Consider the following 22,467-nt stretch of genomic DNA (forward strand, 5'->3'; position numbering starts at 1 on the left):
GGGAGGACGTCGGCGAGGACGCCGCCACTTTCAAGGGCACCTCGGCCACCCAGACCATGACCATCGACGGCGTCACGAGTGGCGAACCCACTCAGGCCGGCAACGGCCCGGACGCCACTCACTGCCGCTACACCGCGGCCGACATCATGTACAAGTAGCGCACTCCGGCCGGTGGGGCACTGGTTGCAGGCCCACCGGCACGCTGGTGAACTGGTTGAACCGCCCAGAGCTCCTCGGCTGACGAGAGCTCAGGCGCCGCGATGGATGACATGCCCGCCGGTCACGGTGAGGCGTACCGGCGCCTCGGCGACTTCGTCAGGGGGCGCCTCGACCGGGTCGAGCCCCAGGGCGGTCAGGTCGGCCCGGAACCCTTCGGCGATGCGACCGGCGACGGCGGCCTCGCCGGCGGCGAGAGCCGCATGCGCGGTGCAGCCTTCCAGGGCCTGTATGCCCGTGAGTCCCGGCCGGGAGGAGGCCGCTCCCCGGGGCGCTCGAGCGGTCGCGAGGACGGCGCGCACGTCGTAGTGGGCGATGGGCCAGTCCGAGCCGAGCGCGACGACCGCACCGGCGTCGCGCAGGTCCCGCAGGCGCCAGGCCTGGGCGGCACGCGCTTCCCCAAGCCGCATGGACCATTCGTCGGACCGGTCGGCGCGGGTGTAGCCGGTGTGCGGTGGCTGCAGGGAGGCGACGACGCCCAGGTGGGCGAATCGTGCCATCGTGTCGTCAGGCACCGACTCGATGTGTTCCACGCGATGGGCGAGGCGGCCGCCGGGCCCGAGTGACTCGACGGTGTCGAGGACGTGGCGCACGGCCGCGTCGCCGATCGCGTGAGTCGCCGTCCGCACCCCGGCCTGGTGCAGGAAGCGCAGGGCGTGGCTGTAGGCGGCGGGGTCGGGCCAGAACGCTTCCGTGCCCTGTCCATGGCAGTCCGGATGCTCCAGCCAGGCCGTGCCGCCCTCGACCGTGCCGTCCATGAAGAACTTCACGCCGCCGACCCGCCAGTGCCGTCCGCGGCGGTCCTGCAGTGCGACGAGTTCCTCCAGGGCCTGCCTGCCGTCGCCGGGCATGCACCAGGGGGCGAAGCGCAGCCGCAGCGGCAGGACGGTCTCCTCGGCCACGGCGTCGACCAGGCCGAGGTCTCCGAGGTCCATGACGTGGGTGCCGGTCAGTCCGGTGGCCGCCATGGCGGACAGCAGCTCGACCAGCCGGACGCGCCGCTCGGCGTACGACGGCCTGGGCATCACGGCTGTGACCAGGTCCATCGCGGCGTGCTCGACGAGATGTCCGGTCAGCCGTCCGTCGGCGTCGGTGGCGATGTGCGAGCGCTGTGCGAACGTCCGGGGGCCGGTGATGTCCGCGGCCTTCAACGCGGCTTCGGTGACGAGGGCCGAGTGGCCGTCGTACAGGCGCAGGAAGGCCGGCGCACCGTCCAGTACGTCCTCCACCAGAGCCCGGTCGATGGGCCGGCCGCCGAAAACGTTGTGGTCCAGGCCGAAGCCCACGACCCATCCGTCGGTTCGCCCCGCCGCGGCAAGCCCGGCCCGTAGCCCGGCGAGGTCGCGGACCTCGCTCAGATCGAGACCTGTGGCCATCTCCAGCCCCCACACGGGATGGCTGTGACTGTCGACCAGGCCGGGCACGAGCCAGGCACCAGCCAGGTCCACGATCTCCGTGCCCGGTCCGCGCCAGTGGGACGCGTCGCCCGCGTCGCCGACGGCGGCGATCAGCCCGTCGCGTACGGCGACCGCGGACGCGTACGGGCGCTCGGGATCGAGGGTACGAACGCGGGCGCCGGTGATGACGAGGTCGGCGGCGGACATGCGAGACGGTCTCCTTGGCTGGTCGGCATGGTGTCGAGAAGTGGCAACGCGGGGTCAGTCGCCGGCGTCGGCCGGCGGTTCGGCCGCGAAGTGCCTGTAGACCTCAGGCCTGACACGGCGCAGCCACCAGGCGAGCGCGAGCCCGGCCAGGAAGACGACCGGGACGATGGCCGCGAGAAGGGTGTTGACGGTCGCGGAGGCGCCGGTGAACAAGTCGAGGTGAGTGATCACCAGCGTGATGGCGGCGGCGAGGAGCACCGCCGCGGCAACGGGAGCCACGACGGTGCGCAGCACACCTTCGCGGTGGCGGACGCGCCGGAAGTAGAACGGCACCGCGAGCGCGACGAGCAGTTGCAGCGCCATCAGGCCGAGCATGCCGGGAGTGTTGACCCACAGCAGCAACTGTCCGTACGGGTCGGCTCCGGCCGTGGCGAAGGCGAGGACAACGACGGCGCCGAGGACGGTCTGGACGAGGCCGACGACGTAAGGAGAGCCGTGGCGTGGGTGGAGGCGGGCCAGCGCCTTGGGCAGGATTCCTTCCTCGGCGAGGGCGAGACCGTAGCGGTTGATGGCGTTGTGGAAGGCCAGGAGGGAGGCCAGGACACTGGTGACGATGAGGACGTGCATCAGGTCCGCCGCCCACTCCCCGACATACGTCGTGATGGCGGAGAAGAACAGCCCGGCAGGATCGGCGCCGGCCGCCGCGACGACCTGCGCGGCACCGAACGCCTGGATCGCGGTCCACACGATGAACGCGTAGAACAGACCCAGGAATCCGACGGCGAGATAGGTGGCGCGCGGCACCGTCCGGGCAGGGTCGCGGGCCTCGCGACGATAGATGACGGTCGACTCGAAGCCGGTGAACGCGGCGAACGCGAACGCCAGCACGGCCGCCGTGCCGGGCACCAGCACGTTGCCCGGCGCGAAGGAGTCGAGCGACAGCCCGCTGGCGCCGCCCTTGATGAGCACGCCGATGGCGAGCAGAGCGAGGATGCCGATCTCCGCGACCAGCAGGATGCCGAGCACTTTGGCGCCGAACTCGATGGACCGGTACCCGCCGTAGCCGATGAGCAGCAGCCCCGCCAGCGAGACGGGCAGCCACGGGATGTCCACCCCGAACAGGGCATGGGCGGTGCCCTGGGTGGCGCTGCCGAGGAGACCGTAGACGCCGATCTCCATGCCGTTGTAGCCGACCAGCGCGAGCAGTGCGGCTGCGATGCCCAGCCCGCGGCCCAAGCCTCGGGTGATGTACGCGTAGAAGGCGCCGCCGCTGCGGACGTGGCGGCTCATGGTGGTGAAGCCGATGGCGAAGACGGCGAGTGTGACGCCGGCGATGAGGTAGCCAGCGGGGGCGCCGATTCCGCCGAGCATGATCGCGAGCGGGGCGACGCCGGCCATCACGGTGAGCGGGGCGGCCGCGGAGACGACGAAGAACGCGATGTCCGTGGTGCCGAGCGAGCCGGAGTGCAGGGAGGGGGCGGGGACCGAAGTGCTCTCGCCGGAGGTGGACGCGGAGTGGGTAACGGGCATGGGGAAGCCCTTCTAGCTGGGGGCGAAGACAGGGTCGGGCGTGCCGGGGTGGCCGTCGCCAATAAATCTAAAGGCTTTCGGTTTCCGCAATGTAACCTCATCTCCAGAATCTGGGAAGACCCCCTCCAGGAGGCACACCGACCATGGGACGCCCGCGCACCCCCTTGCTCGATCGAGAGCGCATCACCACCACCGCACTCGAACTCGTCGATGCGCACGGCGAGTTCAGCGTCCCCCAGATCGCGCGTCGCCTCGGGGTGCAGACCGGCTCGGTCTATCACCACGTGGACGGCCGGGACGGCATCGTCGAACTGCTCCGAGAGCGGGTCGCGCAACACATCGACGTCACCGCTCTGGACCTCCGGCCCTGGGACGCGGCCCTGACGGCCTGGGCCCGGTCCTATCGCGCCGCCTTCGCGGCCCACCCCCGGGCCATTCCGATGCTGATGACATCACCCGTCCGCGCCCCACGCGTCCTCGAACAGTACGAGCGGGCCGTCATCCTGCTCCTCGACGCGGGCTTCCCCCTGCCGGACGTCATGCCGGTCATCGTCGCCCTGGAGAACGTCGTCCTGGGCTCGGCCCTCGACCTCGCCGCCCCCGAGACCATGTGGGAGATCGCCGACGACACGGCCACCCCGCGCCTCGCAGAAGCCCTGGACGCGATCGGCGACAACCGCGCCGACCGCGCGTTCGAACTGGCCCTTGAGGGCTTCTTCGTGCAGGCGCGGCGCATGCTGGAGACGTACGCGCAGGCCTGAGCGGCCCCCGACTCGGGCCCGCTCTCGGTCGATGCCAACGTCGACCTGTTCAACGCTCACAGAGCGGTCCGATCGCCACGGCTGCACCGTCACACCCGCGAGTCGGACATATCGCGAGGTTGACTGAATTTTCAGTCTAGGACACACTTTTTTCCGATACGGCTCGTGGACTACGAGCCATGATCGACGAGGAGGCCGCGCCTGATGGATCGACGCACCCAGATCCTCCGGGCGGCCGCGCGGCGCATCGCGCGAGACGGCGTCCGCGGTCTGCGCGTCAACGATGTCGCCGAGGAGGCCGACGTCTCCCCCGGTCTGCTCTACTACCACTTCACCGACCGTGCCGGACTGCTCAGCGCGACGTTGGACTACATCAACACCCACGCGAACGAGGTGCGTGCGCGACGTGCGCATGCCGGCCTGTCGGCCTTCGCGAAACTCGAGCAGCAACTCCTGTTCGAGATCGACGAAGACACCGAAGTACGGGAGAACTCCGCGGCCTGGAGCGAGTTGCGCGCCCTCGCCGTGTTCGAGACCGAACTCCAGGAGCCGTTGCGCAGCACCACATCCGCCTGGATCCAGGAGGTGGCCCGGTCGGTGGCGGCCGCCGAGAAGGACGAAGGGACACACCCGGCCGGCGGCTCCGACCCGACGCGTACGGCGATGATCCTGACCGCGCTCGTCGAGGGCCTGTCCAACCGCTGGCTTTCGGGGGAGCTCACCGTCGAGGAAGCGCACAGCCTGCTCTCCGAGGCCACGACCCGTCTGCTGCACCGTACTCCCAGCCCGTCGCCACCACGACGGCTCGACCACCGCGAAACACCTGCGAAGGAGACATCGTGAAGCTGCTCACCGGGCTGAACCCGCCACCGTCGCCTGCTCGGGTCCGCACGCGGCAGCGGTCGCCGTTGCGTGTCGGGCTCGTGCAGCATGCCTGGCGTCCCGACCCCGATGAGCTCACCGGTGCGCTCTCCGACGCCATCGGCGTGGCGGCGGCCGAAGGCGCCGAAGTGGTGTTCCTGCCCGAGCTGACCCTGGCGAAGTACCCCGCGCATGAACGGGCCGCGGGGCGACCAGGCGACCTGGCCGAACACCTGACCGGCGGACCGACGTACGCGTTCGCGGCGGGCGCGGCGAAAGCGCACGGCGTCTTCGTGCATGCGTCCGTCTATGAGAGGGCCGACGGCCCGGACGGGCGCGGATTCAACACGGCCATCCTCGTCTCCCCTGAGGGTGAACTGGTCGCCCGCACGCGCAAGCTGCACATCCCGGTCACCGCGGGATACTACGAGGACACCTACTTCCGGGCGGGACCGGCGGACGACCCCTTTCCGGTCTACGAGGTCGACCGGCTGCACGGCGTCCGCCTCGGCCTTCCCACCTGCTGGGACCAATGGTTCCCTGAGCTGGCCCGCGCCTACTCCCTGGCCGGCGCCGAAGTCCTCGTTTATCCGACCGCGATCGGCTCCGAGCCGGCGTTCCCGGAGTTCGACACCCAGCCGCTCTGGCAGCAGGTGATCGCCGCGAACGGGATCACGGCGGGGACCTTCATGGTCGTACCCAACCGGACGGGCGACGAAGGGGCCCTGAGGTTCTACGGCTCGTCGTTCATCTCCGACCCGTACGGCCGCGTCCTCGTCCAGGCACCCCGGGACGAGGAGGCCGTTCTTGTGGCCGACCTCGACCTCGAACAGCGGCGAGACTGGCTCGACCTCTTCCCCTTCCTCACCACCCGCCGGCCCGACACCTACGGGGCTCTGACCGCCCCCGTCGAGCCGGGCAAGCCTTACGGAGAGGTGTTCTCGTGAGCGAGCCCGTGCAGCACGGCTGGCGGATGCCGGCCGAGACCGCGCCGCACGAGTGCACGTGGATGGCGTTCCCACCGGCCTCACCGGCGCTCGGTGGCAACGCGGACGACATCGACGTCGCCCGCAGGACCTGGACGCGGGTCGCGCACACGATCCTCGAGTTCGAACCCGTGATCATGGTGGTGGACCCGGCCGACGTCGCCGCCGCCCGTTCCCGGCTCTCCCGTGAGGTGACGATCGTCGAGCAACCGCTGGACGACGCGTGGATGCGCGACATCGGGCTGACGTTCGTGCTCGACGCCGACGGACGGCTGGGAGGCGTCGACTGGACCTTCAACGGCTGGGGCAGACAGGAATGGGCCTCCTGGGACCTCGACAGCAAGGTCGCCGCCGCGATGGCCGACGTCGCCGGCTGCGCGTACCTGCCCTCCTCGATGGTGAACGAGGGCGGCGGTATCCACGTCGACGGGCTCGGCACGGTGCTGATCACCGAGACCGTGCAACTCGACCCTGGCCGCAACCCCGGCATGAGCAAGGCCGACGTGGAGCGCGAGCTCACCGCCACGATCGGCGCGCAGAACGCCATCTGGCTGCGCCGTGGCCTCACGCGGGATTACGAGGTCTACGGCACCCGCGGCCACGTCGACATCGTCGCCACCTTCCCGTCCCCGGGGACAGTGCTCCTCCACGATCAACGCAACCCGGAACACCCGGATCACGCGGTCACCGCCGAGGTCCTCGACACGCTGTCGCGCAGCACCGACGCGCTCGGCCGGCCCTATCAGGTCGTCAGGCTCCCCGCTCCGGCCGCCCTCCGCGACCGGCGCGGCTTCGTCGACTACAGCTACGTCAACCACCTCGTCGTCAACGGCGGCGTCGTGGCGTGCACCTTCGATGATCCCGCCGACGCGGAAGCGCTCGACGTCCTCGCCGAGGTCTATCCCGGTCGCAGGGTTGTCGGGGTGGACTCGCGCGAGATCTTCGCTCGCGGCGGCGGCATCCACTGCATCACGCAGCAGCAGCCCGCCGCGTCTTCGAGGTAACTCCTGATCGAGGAGAACGCACCTGATGAGTACTGCGATCCAGGCATCGAGGAGTTCGTCGCCGAGCGACAACAGGCCGCCGACCCGAGATCGCAGCCCTACCGGCGATATGACGCTTCGGCAGCCCTTGGCAGAGTGGCAGCGCATGGTGCAGGTCGACGTGCTCGGCTGCTCGCCTCTGACGCGGCATCCACTGATGCACGAGATCGGATAAGGAATCCGGCGGCGGCCGCGGTGAAGAACATCAGGATGCCGTACGTCGCGGCTGGCACCGCCATCTGGGTGTTGTTCAGCAGCGCCGACTCACCCCCACGGACGTGGGAACCACCTGCCTCTGGTCACCAACCTCTCCCTGAGCTACGGCTCACCCCCACGGACGTGGGGAACGCGACGAATCGTCAGCCGAGATGCCGCCTGGGATCGGCTCACCCCCACGGACATGGGGAACGCCCGACCAGCGCTTGCGTGCCATCGTCGTAGCGCGGCTCACCCCCACGGACGTGGGGAACGCGCAGCACTCACCGGGCATGGGGCGCAGATCGCCGGCTCACCCCCACGGACGTGGGGAACGCACATCGGCCAGCACCGGATAGCCGGGCCGGTCCGGCTCACCCCCACGGACGTGGGGAACGCACGTCGGCCGCGCAGATCTCGCGGTGGTCGTGCGGCTCACCCCCACGGACGTGGGGAACGCCAGATCGGCATCCCGGTACTCGCGATCATGACCGGCTCACCCCCACGGACGTGGGGAACGCACCTGCACCCACACGTACGCATTGTCGCGGAACGGCTCACCCCCACGGACGTGGGGAACGCGGCTCACCTCCTACTTGACCAATCGTAGAAGGCGGCTCACCCCCACGGACGTGGGGAACGCACTTCCTGACCAGCCAGAATAGACCCGACCTGCGGTGATGCCAGTGTCGGTAATTGTCGGTGTTTTCGCTCCATGCCACCGGGTATGCGGCTGGCCCACATGGACCTGGGCCAAAACGTGGTGCATAAAACACCCCAAGACGATCAGAACATCATTCTATTGAAAATAATGTCGGGAAGTATTGCCCTCCCTGCACTATGACCGCCTATGCTGCCCTTCGCAGATCGATCTCAGATAGGGACAGACACGGAGCTAAGGGGAGTCACATCCATGAATGGGGCAGACCGCGGCTCGATAGATTTGAATCTTTGGGGGAAATCGCATGGTTTGTGCCGTCCCTACCCTTTGGTCTGCCACCTCCTGGACACAGCAGCGATGGCCATCACACTATGGCATCGGTATCTCCCATCAGCCCTTCGGCGCTCGATCGCCGAGCGCTTGGGAACCACAGAAGGCGATGCAGGCAGGCTCATCGCCTTCTGGGCAGGTTTGCACGATATCGCGAAATGTATACCCTGCTTCCAAGCGATGGACTCGGTGGCCTATCAGAACTTGCAGGATTATCCGGAAGTGCATAGCGAGAAACGCCGTCACGAGCACGCCGCGCATGTATGGCTAGGTCGCGCACTAGCGGAGCAAGTGGGGTACGAGGCTGGCTCTGTGAGGAGCTCTGCCTTTGTTGTGGCCCAGTTGTTGGGAGGCCATCATGGTCGTTTCCTGACCAGAGATCATCGCGAATGCCGCTTTCCGGCCGTATCTCTTATGCCCGAGCTGGGAGCAGGCAAGTGGGAGGAGCAGCGCCTGCTCATCCTGGACGCCATCATCGACGTCCTAACCCCTCCTCCTGCTCCGGACGCGATAGGCACGGAGGCTGCGGCGCTAGCCTGCGGAATCATCATCTTGGCCGACTGGCTTGTCAGCCAGGATGATCATTTAACTCAGCGCCTCCCCGAAACCCCGGGCAGCAGCCAGGACCTCGAAGAGCACTACCGGCGCTCTTTGCAGTTGGCACCGAGCCTGCTCCAGGAGGCCGGCCTGACTCCGGTACGGCTGCGGGAGGCGAGCTTCGCCGAAGAGTTCCCGTACATTCAGACGCCGAACGATCTCCAGCGCTCGGTGGCTGAGATGTTGCCCGGCCTGCTTGGGAACGGTCCCGGGCTGCTGCTGGTCACCGCGCCGATGGGTGTGGGCAAGACGGAGGTTGCCTTTCACGGAGCCCGATTGCTCGGTGATGCCTGCGGCACCCCTGGCTTTCTCTTCGGGCTGCCTACGATGGCGACGGCCGATCAGATGTACGGCAGGGCCAGGGCCTACGGCGAGCACCAGGCCGAAGGTGATGCAGCGCTGACCTTGCTACACAGCATGTCGTGGCTCAACGACGCCTATACGGGCACAGGCACTGCTCCCGCGGTGATCAGCAATGACGTCGATGTGACGGCGCCGGACTGGCTGCATGGCAGAAAGCGGGGATTGCTGGCGTCGATGGCGGTGGGCACGATCGATCAGGCGTTGTTGGCCGCGTTGCCCCTTAAGCACCTGCCGCTGCGCCTGCTGGGGCTAGCGGGCAAGGTGCTGATCGTCGATGAAGTGCATGCCTACGACGCGTACATGCAAGGCCTGCTGGGCAAGTCGCTCACCTGGCTGGGACGGCTCGGGGTGCCGGTGGTCTTGATGTCGGCCACCTTGCCCACCCGAATCGCCAGCCGTCTGATCGCGGCGTATCTTCGCGGGGCCGGGCATCAGCAGGTGGACCTGCCTCCGATCCAGTACCCGGGTTGGTCCTACGCCGACGCCTCCACTGGCAAGATCACTCCGTTCCCGGTGCAGAGCGAACCCCGGGACCTGCACCTCCAAATCCAGCCGGTGGCGGTGACGACCTCCGGTCTGGATCGTTCCGAAGCGCTGCGCACTCTACTGGCTCCTGCTTTGGATGAGGGGGGTTGTGTGGGCTTGGTCTGCAACACCGTCGCCGAGGCCCAGGAGACGTATGTGTTCCTGCGGGACTGGTTCGCCAAGCTGCCAGACACGCCGGAGCTGACCCTGCTGCACGCCCGCTTCCCCGCACGCCGCCGGGAAGCGATCACCAAGGAGATCATTGCGAAGTTCGGCAAGTGCACACAATGCCCGTCGTTGGCCGAATGTGAGCATCGGCCACAGGCTGCCGTTCTCGTGGCAACCCAAGTGATCGAGCAGTCCTTGGATCTTGATTTTGATCTGATGATTAGCGATCTGGCCCCGATCGCGCTGCTGTTGCAACGGGCCGGGCGGTGCCAACGGCATGCGGGCAGGAAGCGACCGTCATGGGCCGCCAAGCCGCAACTTGCCGTTCTTCGGCCCACTGACGCCATGGGCGAACTGGCGTTACCGCGCTCATGGCCGTTCATCTACTCCCCCTCGCTCCTCCGTCGCACCGACGCACAGCTCCAGAACAGGGTGATCGCCATCCCTGACGACATCCAGGATCTAGTGGAACGGGTCTACGACGATGCGTTCACTGACGGGCATATGAGCGATGAGGACCTGGAGTGGATCGGCCAGGAGATCGCCCAGTGGGGCATGGCGGATCTGGTTGCGATTCCTGACCCGGAAGCGGTAGCCGGGTTGCACCAGCTCACCTCATCAGACGTGAGCGAGGACATGATCGCCACCAGGTTCGGCGCGGACTCAGCCCGCATACTGTTCGCCTACCGAGGGCCTGACGGCGGACTCTACCTCGATGCGAACCACTCGGTGAAGCTCCCCGACACCACCAAGCTGCCCCGCCACGTGATCAAACGGATTCTCGCCGAGACCATCCCCGTCCGAGCGTCCCTCCTCAAGGACCGTGACGCCTCCAACGAGCCGCCAGCGAGTTGGGCGAACAACGCCTGGCTCCGCGATCTGGTAGTCATCCCGCTCCAGATCGCTGAATCTGGTCAAGCGAGCGGGCGAATCGGGGAGCGGCTCCTCGAACTGTCCGCAGACCTTGGGTTGAGGCTGCTGAGAAGAGCAAGCACGCGGTTATACTTCCGAGAGCATCAACCTTCGGGATAAGCTCATCTCCGCCACACGCGCCGCCGAGATGGAGGTGCCACTGATGGACATCACTCTCGAGTTACCTCACCAGGTACTCAACAAGCGCTACGTTGGATCACCACGTGGATATATCGAGTTGTGATCCTCGTCCTCGTCGTAGTGGTGACAATGTACGCGGCCCAGTAACAGCCAGGGGGCGCCGCCAAGAGACGGCGCCCCCTCCCCCACGGTCGTGGGGAGCGCTAACCGTAGTCACGAGCAGCAGCACGCGCTTGTACGGCTCACCCTCATGCGATGAGGAGATACATGTCTATTGTCCACAACACGTCAGCCGGTTGTGACCTGCTGACTGGCGGCTGGATCACGGTGCCCAGCGGACCCGCGGTTGGAATCCATGATCTGTTCGCAGGGGCACACGACTTCGAGGACATCGTCACGCCCCTCACGCCCGCAGGGTCAGGCCTTTGGCGAGTTCTCACGGTGATCGCAGCCCGAGTCACCGGCCTTGACAAGCCCGCCGACTTCACTGAGTGGGATCGCCGGCGCCAGGCTGTGCTGAAGTCGGGCAGCTTCGATGAGGAGGCGGTCACCTCCTACTTCGATCGATATCGCGATCGTTTCGCACTCTTCCACGCAGATCGCCCCTTCTTGCAGGATCCGCGGCTGGCCGAGCAGTGCGGCAAGACCTCGGGCATCAACAAGCTGGTGCTGTCACGCCCCGCCGGCAACAACCAGGTGTGGTTCGACCACCACACCGACATCGACGCCAGGCCAATACCGCCCGAGGAAGCGGTCTGGTATCTGCTGGCACAGCTGTACTACGGCCCTTCTGGTCGCTGCACGAGTCGCACGGTGGCGGGCAGGAGCGAGGCCAACAGCACAGCCGGTCCGCTACGGGGCACGATCTCCTTTCATCCACTGGGCCGGAACGTGTTCGAGTCCCTCGTCGTGGGCATCCCCTACCCGGGTAACCAACCCACGGCAGAGGACTTGGCCCCCTGGGAGCGTGACGATCTCCCCAACCCGCTCGGCCTACCTCCGTCACCTACAGGTGTAGCAGGAGTGCTGACCGGCCGATTCCGGCACGCGACCCTCCTAGCGCAGCACAACGGCATGGTCACGGACGCGTGGATCACCTGGGCGTGGCGGCAGCCCACGACACCGGCCCAGGATCCGTATCTGATCTATCAGGAGAACAAGACCGGCGATCGGTACGCCAGGGGCGCGCGCGCCGAGCGAGCGTTGTGGCGGGATGTGGATGCCCTGCTCCTACACGATGTCGGTGATGAGCACGCACGCCGCCCCGATGTGCTGGACAAGGCCGAGAGCCTGCCGTTCGAGTTGCTGGACGCGTTGCGGGTGCGGGCCTTTGGGTTCGATCAAGACGGGCAGACGCGCGATCGGCAGTGGTTCACCGCAACCACACCTGCCATCTTGTCCCTGCTGCAAGATCCCGATAGCGCGGTCGGGGTGAGCAGGGTGAGGATCTCCGCCGAGCGGGTGGGACGTCACCTTCGTAGCGCGTTGCGTAATGCGTGGGTGGCGATCAATGATCCATCCAACGGGCAGGGCTCGCCCGTGCGCGGCGACATTCCTCCCGGTCCTTGGCGAGAGCAGGGGGATGCATCCTATTGGCCGCGCACCGAGTCCTTGTTCTGGCAGAAGGTCTTCGCCAGGCGCTTTGAGGAACCGGCGCGGGACTTCATCACGCTCGCCGCACAGATCTACGACAAGGTCACCGATAAGGCCGGCAGCGCGCCCCGCCATAGGCGAGCGATCGAGCGCGCCCGCGGCTTCATCTTCGCCGCGAGCAAACCGGCGCAGCCAAGGAGGAGTCATGCCAGACCCTGATGGCCTGCAGCGGCAGGCGACTACGCTGGTGGCGGCGGCTGTCAAGACGCTCACCCACCCTGACAAGCGCCGCCGCGTCGCCTTGCGCAGGGCGTTGGGCCGCGCACCACAAGATCCGGCGGTTCGCGCCGCGCACTTGGTGGTCGCTCCCGTCTTGCCGCAGTCCTGCGATGAGGCAACCGAGCGGGCGTTCTACTCCGTGGCTGCGATGATCGCTGCCCAGCCACGCGAGGCCCGGGATCAGACTGCCAGTCGTACCAACGACGAGGACAAGACCAACGCCAGCGCTCCGGATGCTGACGAAGCCGGCAAGAACGAGAAGCAGGAAAGCCTGGGCGTCACACTGGGCCGCGCGGTCGCAACCGGCAAACAACGCGAAGATACGACCGAATCCCGCCTGCACCTGATGTGCCGCCAGAACACTGCCGGGATCCACCGCCACCTGCCGCGCCTGATCGCGACGCTTCGCGCGGATCTGGTTCGGGTGGACTGGGTACGGCTCACCGTCGATCTTTCCCGCTGGGGTCGCGAGCGGGATCTGGTGACCAAGAAATGGCTGCAGGACTACTACCGGACGCTGCACGCGGTACGTGCCGCCCGTGAAAAGAACGCGTCAACCAGCGAAGGCGAGGACCAGTGAGCTCTCCCCGATTCATCGACATCCACCTGTTGCAGACGCTGCCCTACAGCAACATCAACCGAGACGATCTCGGCTCGCCCAAGACCGTGGTGTATGGCGGGGTGAGTCGGACACGAGTCAGCAGCCAAAGCTGGAAACGAGCCGTACGACTGGCCGTGGAGGCAACGCTGAGCGACCGGGCAGCGCGCACCCGCCGCATCCCCGAGCAGGTCGCCGAGCGACTGAAGGTGCGTGGCTGGCCACCCGAGCTGGCAGCCGCCGCCGGTCAGCAGGTGGCGCTGTCGGCCGGTAAGGGTTTGAAGGTGGAAAGCGACGGCGTCACCTCGGTGCTGCTGTACCTGCCCACCTCCGCGCTGGACGAGCTGGCCGACCTGGCCATCGAACATCGCGACAAGATACAGGCCCAGGCAGAACAGAAAAAGCCCGCCGCCGCGCTGCCTGCGAACCGGATCGCCGAACTGCTGTCGCGCCGCAACGGCGTGATCAACTTGTTCGGCCGGATGCTGGCCGAACTGCCCAGCGCCGAGGTCGATGGCTGCGTCCAGGTCGCACACGCCTTCACCACGCACGAGACCAACACCGAGGTCGACTTCTTCACTGCGGTTGATGACCTCAACCCCAACGAGATGCGCGGCAGCGGTCACATGAACTCCGCCGAGTACTCCTCCGGCGTCTTCTATCGCTATGCCAGCCTCGACTTGACCGGCCTGCGCGACAACCTCAACGACCAAGCCGCCGCGACCGAGCTGACGACTGCGTTCTTGACCGCGTTCATCTCCGCCCTGCCCACAGGCAAGCAGAACTCCACCGCTGCCAACACCATCCCCGACCTCGCCTACATCGCGGTGCGCGCCGACCGGCCGATCTCGCTGGCACCCTCGTTCGAGGCCCCCATCCGGCTCACCGGAGAGGGCGGATACGCGATCCGCTCGCGCGACGCGCTGGCCTCCTACGCCCAACGCCTGCACACTCTGTGGGGCGCGGACGGCATCATCCGGCACGCGCATGCCGCCATTGACCCCAAACCGCTGCCCGGCCTTGGCGACAAGGACGCCTCCTACGCCCGCCTGATCGAGAACACCGTGGCCGTCGCCTGCCCTGCGGAGCCGGGCGCGTGAGCGGGCTGGTGCTGCGTCTGGCCGGGCCGTTGCAGTCCTGGGGCGAGCACAGCGCCTTCGCCGAGCGTGACACTCAGCGCTTTCCCACCCGCTCCGGCCTGATCGGCTTGTTCGCTGGCGCGTACGGCATGCGCCGCGGCGCGGACCTGTCCGGCTTCGACCAGCTGACCTTCACCATCCGTATCGACCGGCCTGGCATCCCCGTAGCCGACTTCCACACCGTTGGTGGCGGGCGAGCACGGCAGCACACGGTACCGACAGCCGACGGCGGCAGGCGCAGCGTCGAAACCGCCACCATCGTCACGCGCCGCCATTACCTGGCCGACGCCGTCTTCACCGTCGGCCTCACTGGTCCGCCTGACCTCATCACGGAGCTGGCCGAACGGCTGAACCGCCCGCGCTGGCAACCGTACCTAGGCCGCCGCTCTTGCCCACCCGACCCGCCGCTCCTGCTCCGTCAGACTCCAGACCCCTTCACCGAGCTCACCCAACGTGTCCCGGTCCCGCGCCGCTTCGCCGGCGACGGCTCTCTGGACTTCGTCCGCGAAGGAGCCGACAGCCAGGCCACCTCCGTCACCGAGCTCATGGACGTGCCGGTCAGCTTCGCCCGCCTGGAGCGCCGCTACCGGCACCGCACAGTCAGCATCATCCCCATTGCGATCCCGGAGCCGTTGTGGGTCGGCCGGGGCCACCGCTATCAAGACGCGCTATTCGCCTACGTGGGAGGGACACCATGACCGCATGGCTGACCCGCATCGTTCTGGACCCTCGCAGCCACGCCGCCCGCCGTGACCTGGGCGACGCCGACGCGCTGCACAAACGGGTCATGTCCCTGGTGCCCGACGAGCTGGGCGAGCAGGCGCGTGCCAAGGCTGGAGTGCTGTATCGCTACGACGAGACCGGAACGGTTGGCCCGCACCTGCTCATTCAGACGGGCCTGCCTATTGACAACTCCCGGCTGCCTGCCCGGTACGGCTCCCTCGCCGTTCGCGACCTGACCCCACTCCTGGACCTGCTGCGTGCCGACATGACTGTGCGCTATCGCATCGTCGGCAACCCCACCAAACGCCTCGGCCGCACCTCCGAACGCGAAGGCAAGCTGGTGGCCCTGCGCGGCATGGAGGCTGACCAATGGTGGCATGCCCGCGCCGAAGCCAGCGGGCTGATCCTGCACACCCTGATCTCCACCGCGCTGCCCGACATCCGCGGCAAAGGACCCGGCAGGGTCCAGCACGCCGCCACCCGCTTCGACGGCATCGCCGTGATCAAAGACCCCGGCCTAGTGCGACACGCCGTCCTTGCCGGTATCGGCCGGGGTAAAGCCCACGGCTGCGGCCTGCTCAGCCTGGCCCTCACGGACACCTGATGAGCAGTCCCTCCGACGCCAAACGGCGGCTGGGCCAGCCCACGCTGGCCATGCTGCCCCGTATCGCCGACTCGCTGTCCTTCCTCTACATGGAAAGCGTCCGCATCGTCCAAGACGACACCGGCGTATGCGCCCAGGTGGAATCACCTCGCGGCCTGGAACGGGTCTACCTGCCCACCGCCTCGCTGGCCTGCGTCCTGTTGGGCCCCGGCACCTCCATCACCCAACCGGCCCTGGCCACCTTCGCCAGGCACGGCACCACCCTGGTCTGCGTCGGCGCCGGCGGCGTCCGCTCCTACGCCGGGATCCTGCCCGCCCGACTCACCACCGACTGGCTCGAACGCCAAGCCCGCGCTTGGGCCGACGAAGACCAACGCCTGCAGGTGGCCATCCGTATGTACGAGGACCGGTTCGGTACTGCACCCACGGTGCCGGGCTGGCCCAATTGCGCGGTCTGGAAGGCCAGCGGGTCAAAGCCCTTTACCGCATGCTGGCCACCAAGCACGGCATCTCCCGCTTTCGCCGAAACTACGACCCCGCCGCATGGGACAGCCAAGACCCCGTCAACCTCGCCCTGTCCGCGGCCAACACCGCTCTGTACGGAACCGTCCACGCCGCCGTCCTGGCCCTGGGCTGCTCCCCCGCGCTCGGCTTCATCCACTCTGGCACTCAGATGGCCTTCGTCTACGACATTGCCGACCTGTACAAAGCCAAGGTCACCATCCCTCTCGCTTTCTCGCTCGCCGGGTCCGCTAATCCCGAGCGCGATGCTCGTAGACAACTGCGGGAAGAGTTCCGGCTGATCGAGCTCATGCCCACGATCGTCTCCGACATCCAGAAGATGATCGCTCCAGATCAACCGCAGCACACGGCAGCCGCTTCCACGGCTGACATCGTCCACCTGTGGGACCCCGATCTCGGCTCCCTGCCCGCCGGCGTCAACTACGGCGACGACCTCACCGCCGATCCCGAAATCCCCTGGTAAAGCGCTCGACTCCTCACCTCGGGCTGCGCCGTACTCCCCTAGCAGGTGAACTGATGGCGTCAATGATCGTCATATCCACCACCGCCGTACCCGACCACGTCCGCGGTGCCCTGTCCCGCTGGCTCATCGAGCCCGCCCCCGGCCTGTACGTCGGCACCGTCTCCGCACGTGTCCGTGATGAACTCTGGTCCGCTGTCAGCGGCTGCATCGCCGACGGCGCCGCCGTTTACCTCCACCCCGCCGACAACGAGCAAGGCTTCGTTGTCCGCACCGCAGGCGAGCGCCGCCGCCACGTCGCCGACTTCGACGGCCTCCAGCTCATCCGCTTCCTCCCCCAACCATGACAAGCGATCATCACGTCCGCCGAAGCGACAAACACCGACACCCACATTCGCCCAGGTCACCCCCATATCCGCAGCTCAGCAAGTCCGGTCCCCACACCCGTGGGGGTGATCCGGCTAAGAAGCGTCCTACCACACGTTGCCAAATCCGGTCCCCACACCCGTGGGGGTGATCCGGAGGGGCTTGAGGTGCAGTGATGCGCCTCGAACCGGTCCCCACACCCGTGGGGGTGATCCGGCATGACCAGGCGCTTGCCACGTCCGGGAATCCCGGTTCCCACACCCGTGGGGGTGATCCAGTGGCAGAGGTCATCGAGTACTTAATCACCATTCCGGTCCCCACACCCGTGGGGGTGATCCGGATCCTGGTCTTAGTCAGCCTCAGTCCCGAGTCCGGTCCCCACACCCGTGGGGGTGATCCGTACGTGCCGCCGCCGGGAGCCGCCGCGTTCTGCCGGTCCCCACACCCGTGGGGGTGATCCGGTGGAGGGCCACATCATCCCCGGCCTGGGTCCCCGGTCCCCACACCCGTGGGGGTGATCCGGACCTGGTCATCGCGGACCAGTGGGCCAAGTCCCGGTCCCCACACCCGTGGGGGTGATCCGGTCATCGGCTTGCAGGTCTGGTACCGCTGCGCCCGGTCCCCACACCCGTGGGGGTGATCCGACGAAGAAGAACCCGGAGACCGGTGAGGAGAACCGGTCCCCACACCCGTGGGGGTGATCCAGGAGACATGATGCGGCTCGTGATCGCCCTGATCCCGGTCCCCACACCCGTGGGGGTGATCCGTTCCTCAAATGGGGAGGGTGGGGGGCGATACCCGGTCCCCACACCCGTGGGGGTGATCCACATATGTCCGTTTTGTATAGCTTTTTGGTGTGCCGGTCCCCACACCCGTGGGGGTGATCCGTCATCTTTCCCGATCTCGCCGCCGCGGAGGCTCCGGTCCCCACACCCGTGGGGGTGATCCGACGCGGCGGATGCGCTGTGCCGAGGCTGCCGTCCGGTCCCCACACCCGTGGGGGTGATCCGGTGTACTGGGGGTGTCTCCAGGCGCTGAGGCTCCGGTCCCCACACCCGTGGGGGTGATCCGTCGGCGCTGATCGAGGACAGGCTGACCTGGTTCCGGTCCCCACGCCCGTGGGGGTGATCCGCGCTACCAGCATGACGAAACCGCCGATGCGCTCCGGTCCCCACGCCCGTGGGGGTGATCCGGAATCCGCACGTCAGGAGCGGTTTCGGCGTCACCGGTCCCCACGCCCCGTGGGGGTGATCCGCCCTGGCCCAAGGGACGAGCCGGGAGAGACGGCCAGTCCCCACGCCCGTGGGGGTGATCCGATCAGAGTTGAGCGCCATTAGGCAGTGTTTCGCCGGTCCCCACGCCCGTGGGGGTGATCCGGTCCGGTGACGGATCCTCGGTGCTCACCTTGGCCGGTCCCCACTCCCGTGGGGGTGATCCGTTCACTACTGCTCGTCTCCCTCGTCGTGGGGGCCGGTCCCCACGCCCGTGGGGGTGATCCGACGACTTCGGCTGTCTGGCTCGCGCACGCTTTCCGGTACCCACGCCCGTGGGGGTGATCCGCGTATGGCCGCCATTGAGTGGCTCGACCTGGGCCGGTCCCCACGCCCGTGGGGGTGATCCGCAGATGCTTTGGGCGATCAAGCAGCGTTTGACCCGGTCCCCACGCCCGTGGGGGTGATCCGTCGGTGAAGTCGCCTGTCCCCTTGTATTCGGCCCGGTCCCCATGCCCGTGGGGGTGATCCTTTATTAGGTCGCCCGTACGGGGCGACCATCTTCCGGTCCCCACGCCCGTGGGGGTGATCCGGTGAGGTCGTGGCCGTTCCACGCGTTGATGCGCCGGTCCCCACGCTCGTGGGGGTGATCCAGGCGTGGCCACTCACCCTGCTATGTCTCGGGCTCCGGTCGCCACGCCCGTGGGGGTGATCCGCACCGTGTGGGAGTGCGAGTTCTTGGGGTTTCCCGGTCCCCACGCCCGTGGGGGTGATCCGGTCGACGTCGACGCATCCGGGACCCTGTCGCCCCGGTCCCCACGCCCGTGAGGGTGATCCGATGACGGCTGCACCAGCCAGACAATGAGGAGCCGGTCTTCACGCCCGTGGGAGTGATCCGTAGAAGGCTCGCTCTGGGCGGAGTCAAAGCCCCAGATCCCGGCGCCGGGCGCCTTCATTCTTCTTCGTCTCGATCACTTCCGGCCCACAGCCACGGCGCGGGGCCGAACCACCCCACCACCTGATCCCGCAAGGAGACACCACTTGGCCACCGGCCTCAACCCGCGAGGGACGCTCACCCCCGCCGAACGGGCCTCGCGCGGAATGACTAAACCTCTCGCACCATGGCCACGAGCGAGTCCGTATCTGTGAGGCTAGGCAGGGTATGAACCGCTCCGGCGTCGCGCAGGTCATCAACGGAGCTTCGCCCTGACGCCACCGCGATCACCGGCACGCCGCTTTCAAGGGCGGCCTCGACGTCGGCCGGCGTGTCGCCAATGAGCACCGCATCGGCGGACGTGACCGGTTCCCCGAATACGGAGGTGGCCCGCTCTAACGCGATGCGCACCAATTCGGCACGCACATCATTGTCCTCCCCGAAAGCCCCGGTGTCCCAGCGGATGTGCCTGTCAAGGCCGAAGACTTGGAGCTTGATCTCCGCGACCATTCGGATATTACCGGTCAGGACGGTCTGCACGACGCCGGGCATCGCGCTCAGGGCGTCCAGAGCCGCTGCAGCGCCGGGTAGCGCATGGCCGCGTTCCCGCAGCTCGGCAGCCCGCGCCAGGTGTGCCTTGGTGAGCGCTGAAGCGAACCGCTCGAAGTCATGCCGGTCAGTCTGCAGGCCATGGAGCTTCGCGGTCTCCCGGAAGATCACAGATTCGGTCATGCCATCGATCTTCGCCTGCTTGAGCATGGGCACGCCTGTCACCTGCTCGAATGCCTGTGCTGACAGCTCGCGGCCGACACCCCTTGTGTCGATGAGCGTATGGTCGATGTCCCACAGCACGATTCGGCGAGCCGACATAGGTTCCCTCCAGCAGCCAACCATCGCGCTCCAGAGTGTCACACACTCGTATGGATCTACCCCTGCGGGTCTTGCCACCGTCTACGCTCGATGCATCGGTAGGAAGGGGGCCGGATGAGCGCATCTTCGCTTTCCGTCGGCGAACGTATCCGCTATTGGCGGGAAAAGAGACAGCGCAAACAAGCCGCAGTCGCCGGACTATGCGGCATCACCGAGGAGTACCTAAGCCAAATCGAGCGCGGCCTGAAGATCCCCTCCCTACCAGTGCTGCAGGCTCTCGCGACCGAGCTCGGAGTCCCCATTTCGGCACTGCTGGGTGAGAAACGCAACGAACTTCTGGCAGAGAACGCCCACGTTGCCGACAGCGTCGTCACCGCCCTGATGGGATACGGCCCGACAGATACCTCCCAGCTCGTGACGCCGGCCGAGCTACGCGAACGCGTGGAATCGGCATGGCGAATCTGGCAAACCAGCCCAAAACGCTTCACCGAAGCCGCATCCGTTCTCCCCGCCCTCATCGTCGACACCGAGAACGCCATACGAGCTCACCGCATCGGCTCCGACATCGCGGTGCGGCGGGACGTTCTAAGAACGGCCGCGGACCTCTATTTCATGCTTCGCTCGTATTGCCGTCGAGTTGGGCGAGTCGACCTCTCGCTCATGGTTGCGGACCGAGCGTTGCGCGCAGCCGAAGACGCCGATGATCCAATTCGGCTGGCTGCGGCGCAATGGAATCTCGGGCATGTTCTTCTCGCCGATGGCGAGTACGAGGGAGCCAAGCAGATCGCAATTCGAGGCATTGAAGGTCTGCGCACCCTGCCAGAGGATGCAGACGTGGTCGCGATGGCGGGCGCACTGGAGTTGGTGGCGGTCGTCGCCGATGCTCGGCGCAAGCAGTGGTGGCGAGCACGCGAACTTCTCTCAGACAGCGCCGCACTGCGTGCCCAGCAGGTCGGCGAGGGCAACATGATGTGGACAGTCTTCGGACCTACCAATGTCGAACTTCACGCTGTAAGCATCGAGATGGAAGCTGGCGAGGCCGCAGAAGCCCTACGCGTCGCGGATCAGATCGACACCGCCCACCTACCGTCGATGGAACGGCGCTTCACCTTCCTTCTGGAAGTTGCCCGCTGCTACGACTTGCGCCGCGAAGACCCGGCTGTACTCGTGCATCTGCTTGATCTGGAACAGATTGCACCCGAGGACTTGGCCAGAAACCCGCTCGCGCAAGACATGGTCACGCGTCTTCGCCGTCGCGTACGTCCCACATATCGACGACAGGTCGATGCGCTTGCTGAACGCCTAAGCCTTGTTTGATTCCTAGCTGCTGGTTACCCGAACTGGCAGTTCGGGTGACGGCCTGTTGACACCCCTATCGTCGCAGGAAGCGTCACCCGACGGACAGCGATGGTGATCATGCAAGGGTTGGCAGACAGAGCCCAAGCCGCTGCTGGCATGCAGATTGCGCCACTGGCGGCTGAGTCGGACGGCATCCGAGTGCCAAGGCATGTCGGCTTGGCCATGCTTCAGCACCTGCCCAATGTCAACCAGCCTGTCATCGTCGATCCAGCAGAGCGCCCCCTGTACTTCCTGGTACCAGTCGGCGCGACCGATAGCTGGAAGCTACCCAATCGGCGAATCCTCGATGTCAGGCGCCAGATCATCCTCCCTTCGGCACAGCGGCAGATGCCACTTGGGCGGTACTGGCTCACGTCGCCGACGTGGTCCGCACGACGTGCCGGACCCAGATTGCTACGTGCGGCGCTGGATGGCGTTTGGAACAGCCTGCTTGCCTCCCGCACGGAGACGAGGCCGGTCAGCGTGATCGTCGGTGTGTACGCCGATGGCATACGAAACACGGATGTGACCGCCATGCGCAAGTGGGAGCCGTACGTCCCGCGATGCCCGCGTCCGCGAGTCCGCAAGACGTCCTGCTGCTGTGAGTACGAACTCTGCAGCGAGGGCGGTCAGTACTTCGTCCTGCGCCAGACCGCCGACGGCGGATACGAAGAGACCGCTAGGGGCTTGTACTCCCACGCCGAGAAGGTGTTCGCCGAACTCGCTTCACAGCACTTCTGCACCGGACGGGCGTCATGATCGCACTCGCGGCTCGATCCGCACTACCCCCGAAGAGAAAGCACGCCGCACCCGGCGGCTGACCCGGGTTCCGCGGCAGGCCCTCCGCGACCACCCCAACGGTCAGCTCTCGACCCTTTGCAGCGATGCACGATGCGCAATCGAAACGGCCCCGTATGACGGCCAAGAACAGGAGATG

General features: G+C 67.0%; 17 protein-coding genes and 3 CRISPR repeat arrays. Of the genes, 14 read left to right on the plus strand and 3 right to left on the minus strand.

The window, feature by feature from the left end; genetic code table 11:
• Positions 1 to 248: 248 nt before the first annotated feature.
• Entirely contained in the window at positions 249 to 1,820 is a 1,572-nt protein-coding gene (locus tag ACTWPT_RS27275) for an amidohydrolase (protein ID WP_443180306.1), read from the minus strand.
• A gap of 54 nt (positions 1,821 to 1,874) precedes the next feature.
• On the minus strand, positions 1,875 to 3,350 hold the full coding sequence (locus tag ACTWPT_RS27280) for an APC family permease (protein ID WP_443180307.1): 1,476 nt from the start codon (positions 3,348 to 3,350) through the stop codon (positions 1,875 to 1,877).
• A gap of 143 nt (positions 3,351 to 3,493) precedes the next feature.
• On the opposite strand from ACTWPT_RS27280, the gene ACTWPT_RS27285 reads away from it, so the two are divergent.
• From ACTWPT_RS27285 to cas2e, 12 genes are all read left to right on the plus strand, one after another.
• Positions 3,494 to 4,111: a TetR/AcrR family transcriptional regulator C-terminal domain-containing protein gene (locus ACTWPT_RS27285; protein ID WP_443180308.1), complete on the plus strand. Its 618-nt coding sequence runs from the start codon at positions 3,494 to 3,496 to the stop codon at positions 4,109 to 4,111.
• Positions 4,112 to 4,315: 204 nt separating this feature from the next.
• Positions 4,316 to 4,954 (plus strand): TetR/AcrR family transcriptional regulator, encoded by a 639-nt coding sequence (locus ACTWPT_RS27290; protein WP_443180309.1) that lies wholly within the window; start codon positions 4,316 to 4,318, stop codon positions 4,952 to 4,954.
• Complete coding sequence (locus tag ACTWPT_RS27295; RefSeq protein WP_443180310.1) at positions 4,951 to 5,919, plus strand: nitrilase-related carbon-nitrogen hydrolase; 969 nt, start codon at positions 4,951 to 4,953, stop codon at positions 5,917 to 5,919. Before ACTWPT_RS27290 ends, ACTWPT_RS27295 begins: the two co-directional genes overlap by 4 nt.
• Positions 5,916 to 6,962: an agmatine deiminase family protein gene (locus ACTWPT_RS27300; protein WP_443180311.1), complete on the plus strand. Its 1,047-nt coding sequence runs from the start codon at positions 5,916 to 5,918 to the stop codon at positions 6,960 to 6,962. Before ACTWPT_RS27295 ends, ACTWPT_RS27300 begins: the two co-directional genes overlap by 4 nt.
• Before the next feature lie 299 nt (positions 6,963 to 7,261).
• Positions 7,262 to 7,839: a CRISPR direct-repeat array (repeat unit 29 nt; unit sequence CGGCTCACCCCCACGGACGTGGGGAACGC).
• A 270-nt stretch (positions 7,840 to 8,109) separates the two neighbouring features.
• Complete coding sequence (gene cas3 / locus ACTWPT_RS27305; protein WP_443180312.1) at positions 8,110 to 10,872, plus strand: CRISPR-associated helicase Cas3'; 2,763 nt, start codon at positions 8,110 to 8,112, stop codon at positions 10,870 to 10,872.
• A gap of 288 nt (positions 10,873 to 11,160) precedes the next feature.
• Positions 11,161 to 12,705, plus strand: a complete 1,545-nt coding sequence (gene casA / locus ACTWPT_RS27310; RefSeq protein WP_443180313.1) for a type I-E CRISPR-associated protein Cse1/CasA — start codon at positions 11,161 to 11,163, stop codon at positions 12,703 to 12,705.
• Positions 12,692 to 13,345, plus strand: coding sequence for a type I-E CRISPR-associated protein Cse2/CasB (casB, locus tag ACTWPT_RS27315; protein WP_443180314.1), 654 nt, complete (start codon positions 12,692 to 12,694; stop codon positions 13,343 to 13,345). The genes casA and casB overlap by 14 nt, the downstream gene beginning before the upstream one ends.
• Entirely contained in the window at positions 13,342 to 14,463 is a 1,122-nt protein-coding gene (cas7e, locus tag ACTWPT_RS27320; RefSeq protein ID WP_443180315.1) for a type I-E CRISPR-associated protein Cas7/Cse4/CasC, read from the plus strand. Before casB ends, cas7e begins: the two co-directional genes overlap by 4 nt.
• Complete coding sequence (gene cas5e / locus ACTWPT_RS27325; RefSeq protein WP_443180316.1) at positions 14,460 to 15,200, plus strand: type I-E CRISPR-associated protein Cas5/CasD; 741 nt, start codon at positions 14,460 to 14,462, stop codon at positions 15,198 to 15,200. Before cas7e ends, cas5e begins: the two co-directional genes overlap by 4 nt.
• On the plus strand, positions 15,197 to 15,829 hold the full coding sequence (locus tag ACTWPT_RS27330; RefSeq protein ID WP_443180317.1) for a type I-E CRISPR-associated protein Cas6/Cse3/CasE: 633 nt from the start codon (positions 15,197 to 15,199) through the stop codon (positions 15,827 to 15,829). The genes cas5e and ACTWPT_RS27330 overlap by 4 nt, the downstream gene beginning before the upstream one ends.
• 445 nt (positions 15,830 to 16,274) lie before the next feature.
• Positions 16,275 to 16,814, plus strand: a complete 540-nt coding sequence (gene cas1 / locus ACTWPT_RS27335; protein WP_443180318.1) for a CRISPR-associated endonuclease Cas1 — start codon at positions 16,275 to 16,277, stop codon at positions 16,812 to 16,814.
• Between the two features lie 53 nt (positions 16,815 to 16,867).
• On the plus strand, positions 16,868 to 17,158 hold the full coding sequence (gene cas2e, locus ACTWPT_RS27340) for a type I-E CRISPR-associated endoribonuclease Cas2e (protein WP_443180319.1): 291 nt from the start codon (positions 16,868 to 16,870) through the stop codon (positions 17,156 to 17,158).
• Positions 17,159 to 17,242: 84 nt separating this feature from the next.
• Positions 17,243 to 18,370: a CRISPR direct-repeat array (repeat unit 28 nt; unit sequence CCGGTCCCCACACCCGTGGGGGTGATCC).
• A 94-nt stretch (positions 18,371 to 18,464) separates the two neighbouring features.
• A CRISPR array of direct repeats spans positions 18,465 to 19,225; the repeat unit is 28 nt.
• 268 nt (positions 19,226 to 19,493) lie between these two features.
• Here cas2e and ACTWPT_RS27345 read toward each other — a convergent pair.
• The gene (locus ACTWPT_RS27345) at positions 19,494 to 20,192 is read right to left on the minus strand and encodes an HAD family hydrolase (RefSeq protein ID WP_443180320.1); all 699 of its coding nucleotides are present in this window, start codon (positions 20,190 to 20,192) and stop codon (positions 19,494 to 19,496) included.
• 114 nt (positions 20,193 to 20,306) lie between these two features.
• Between ACTWPT_RS27345 and ACTWPT_RS27350 the strand changes: the two genes are divergently transcribed.
• Both ACTWPT_RS27350 and ACTWPT_RS27355 read left to right on the plus strand, forming a co-directional pair.
• Positions 20,307 to 21,509, plus strand: coding sequence for a helix-turn-helix domain-containing protein (locus ACTWPT_RS27350; protein ID WP_443180321.1), 1,203 nt, complete (start codon positions 20,307 to 20,309; stop codon positions 21,507 to 21,509).
• A gap of 90 nt (positions 21,510 to 21,599) precedes the next feature.
• On the plus strand, positions 21,600 to 22,289 hold the full coding sequence (locus ACTWPT_RS27355) for a hypothetical protein (RefSeq protein WP_443180322.1): 690 nt from the start codon (positions 21,600 to 21,602) through the stop codon (positions 22,287 to 22,289).
• Positions 22,290 to 22,467 lie beyond the last annotated feature (178 nt).

It is taken from the genome of Nonomuraea sp. 3N208 (assembly GCF_052245935.1).
Lineage (GTDB): Bacteria > Actinomycetota > Actinomycetes > Streptosporangiales > Streptosporangiaceae > Nonomuraea.